Annotated in this window: 2 protein-coding genes; both read left to right on the forward strand. The window is 62.8% G+C overall.

Translation table 11 applies throughout. The features are described 5' to 3' along the window. The first annotated feature begins 254 nt into the window (after nucleotides 1-254). Nucleotides 255-857, forward strand: coding sequence for a recombinase family protein (locus tag QOI01_RS25345; RefSeq protein WP_526385887.1), 603 nt, complete (start codon nucleotides 255-257; stop codon nucleotides 855-857). A 515-nt stretch (nucleotides 858-1372) separates the two neighbouring features. Next, complete coding sequence (locus QOI01_RS25350; RefSeq protein WP_526385888.1) at nucleotides 1373-2842, forward strand: amino acid permease; 1470 nt, start codon at nucleotides 1373-1375, stop codon at nucleotides 2840-2842. The last annotated feature ends 253 nt before the right edge of the window (nucleotides 2843-3095 follow it).

Genomic DNA, 3095 nt, shown 5'->3' on the forward strand with positions numbered 1-3095 from the left:
AGATTCATTCGGCCTCCCGCAGCTTTCAATGCTGACACGTTCGCCGCCCGCACAAGGTTCAACACGCCGCCTTGACGGGCGCACACTACGACTTGTGGTCTACGTACAACCAACCGTCTCGTTTCTAAAGAATTGAGACGGTACAGCCGAGACTCGTTCAGCGACATGAAGCGCCACGTCGAGCTGTCTCAGAAGTTGCCTCAAAACTTTTATCTCATATAGACATCTTCTGCGACTTTTGAGACACTTATGGAATGGCGTCCACTACCGCAGCGACCGGCACGCAACTGGGCTACGCCCGCGTCTCGACGGGGCATCAATCCCTGGATCAACAGGTCGATGCGCTCTCCGCTGCTGGTGTGGACGGCGCGCGGGTCTACTCGGACAAGCTTTCCGGCATCTCCACACGGGAGCAGCGACCCGGATTGGCCGCGCTGCTGGACTACGCACGGCAGGGTGACGCCATCGTGGTGGTCGGTATCGATCGGCTGGGCCGCAACGCTGCCGAAGTGATGACGACCATCCGGGACCTTGGCGAGCGGGGAATCGTGCTGCGGTCACTACGCGAGGGCATCGACACGTCGAACGCTGCGGGTCGCATGGTGGCGGGTGTTCTCGCCAGCCTGGCCGAGCTTGAGTTGGAGCTGGGCAAGGAGCGCCGAACGGCAGCGCGGGACGCTCGACGGGCGCGTGGGCAATCCATCGGTCGCCCCAAGGTCCTCGACGACTCCAAGACGGCGCTGGCGCGGCGGATGCATGCCAGCGGTGAGTCCGCGAACACGATTGCGGCCACCCTCGGCGTATCGCGTGCGACCATCTACCGCGTACTTGCCGAGCAGGCCGACGACGCCGACTAGGCAGCTCGCCGCAATATTGGGGGTTGCATCCTGTACCAAGGTACGGGTTTACCTGGGGATATGACGAAGTTTGGCAGTGCTGACGGATGGGTTCCGTCGGCGTGCACACTGCCCACAGTCGAGCAGCCACTACGTCTGGCGAGTTCGACAGCTTGTTCCGCACCGCCGGTCATCAGGCGACTCGAAAGCGGCCAACCTCCTTGGAACTGGTGATCTCACCGGGCTGCGAAGCATCCGCGCGCGATCTCGCTATACGGGAGACGCATGCGACTGATCCGCGACGACATCAAAGAATAGGTTCGCCGCCTCCTCGACGAACTCGGCATCAGCCGGGTCGCCTGATGCGCGACCAGTAATCCTCGTAGCAGCGGTCGGGGGACACGACAGCGAATCCGACATACGGTCCCCAGCAGGTATTAACCGACACCGCGCACAAATTAACTCAAACGCAAATTGTTCACCGCCGCCGTCATCTACTGTTCCTCCATCACCCGCCACGAAAGGTTAGCTAGCTGATGACGGCAGAGAACGTGGTGGACCCCACTACTGCACACGGCGGCGACGCGCCGGAGCTGAAGCGCACACTTGGGTCGTTTCAGGTGTTCGCGATCTCGTTCGCGTTCATCTCGGTGGCGGTCGGCATCTTCGCGTCCTACGACAACCTCCTCGGGACCGCCGGACCGGTCGGGATCTGGCTGTGGGTCATTGCCTCGGTCGGGCAGACGCTGGTGGCCCTGGTGGTAGCCCAGTTCGCCGCTCGCATCGCGCTCAGCGGGTCCTCCTACCAATGGGCCTCCCGGCTGGCCAACCCCAAGATCGGCTGGCTGTTTGGGTGGCTGACCTTCTGGTATCTGGCGACCGGCGTGGTCGCGATGGACGACGCATTGTCCAGTCAGGCATTCATGCCGCTGCTCGGCTTGCCGGAGAACGAGGACACCGCGCGAATGATCACGGTGGCGGTCTTGATCATTCAGGCCGGGCTGGTGATCGCCTCGACCCGTCTGCTCGGCCTGATCACCTCAGCGGCGGTTGGACTCGAATTGGCCATCGTCGTGGTGCTGGTGATCGCCCTGGTCGCCGTCATGCTGTTCACCGGCAACGGCCACGTGGAGAACCTCACCTCCCGAGGTATCACCTCCGATGCACCCGACTACTTCGGCCTCGGCGGCGGGTTGATGGCCGGGATGCTCATGGGTCTGCTCACACTCATCGGCTTCGACTCGGCGGCGAACCTCGCCGAAGAAGCCAAGGACCCCTTTCGCAGCGTCCCACGCGCAATCGTGTCATCGGTCGTCGCGGCAGCAGTGTTGGGCCTTGCGTTCCTGATCGCGCTCACTCTGGCCATCAAGGACATCCCTGCAGTGAGCGCCAGCGGGTCACCGGTAGCCGCGATCATCCGCAGTCAGCTCGGAGCGGTCGTCGAGCGAATACTGTTGGCAGGACTGTCGTTTGCGATGTTCGGTGCCGGAATGGTCGTCATGGCCGCGTGTGCACGGCAGGTGTTCGCGATGGCACGTGATAGACGCTTCCCTGCGCACGGACTGATGCGGAGGGTCAACCCCAAGACGCAGACGCCGGTTCCGGCAACGATCCTGATCGTGGTCATAGGTGTCGTTTTGATGCTCGCGCTGCCCGGACAGGCCCTGCTGCAGCTCATCCTCGGGGGCACGATTCTGCCTGCACTGATCTACGGCGCAATCGTGATCCTCTACCTTGTGGTGCGGAAACGGTTGGAGCACAAAGAGGGCGGGTTCAGTCTGGGCCGCTTCGAGCTACCGGTCGCAATCGCCGCGCTCATCTGGGTTGGGGCTGCGCTGGTCTTCCTCGTCACGCCCGGCGACGCCACCATCCCGTCGCTGGTCGTCCTGGGCCTGATCCTCGCAGGCGGTATCTACTTCGCGTACATGATGATGTTCAACCGCGAGGTACTCGACACGGAGTCGGTCGATGTCGACGCCATCGCGCCTGCGCCTGAGTTCCCCTAACGACGTCCACCGCTGCGACTGGCCGGATATTCGGTGCGAACCCTGACTATCCGGCGGCCGATCCGAATTTCGATGACGGCAACCCCTGCACGAATCCAGCAACAGAAGAGGTATCTGCAATGTTGACCGATGCACCGCCCGTCGAAAGCATTCTGCTAGCCGCCGTTTTTCCCGATGTCGAAATTGCGGCCCGCGTGGCCGACATCGGCCCCGATGTCGTCGCCGGGGCGGTGCTGGCCGAGGTGGCGAGTGT

The sequence above is a fragment of the Mycobacterium sp. genome (genome assembly GCF_032162605.1).
Taxonomy (GTDB): domain Bacteria; phylum Actinomycetota; class Actinomycetes; order Mycobacteriales; family Mycobacteriaceae; genus Mycobacterium.

Coding starts and splice junctions, on each gene's coding strand:
- QOI01_RS25345 (WP_526385887.1), top strand. CDS start 255: ATGGCGTCCACTACCGCAGCGACCGGCACGCAACTGGGCTACGCCCGC.
- QOI01_RS25350 (WP_526385888.1), top strand. CDS start 1,373: ATGACGGCAGAGAACGTGGTGGACCCCACTACTGCACACGGCGGCGAC.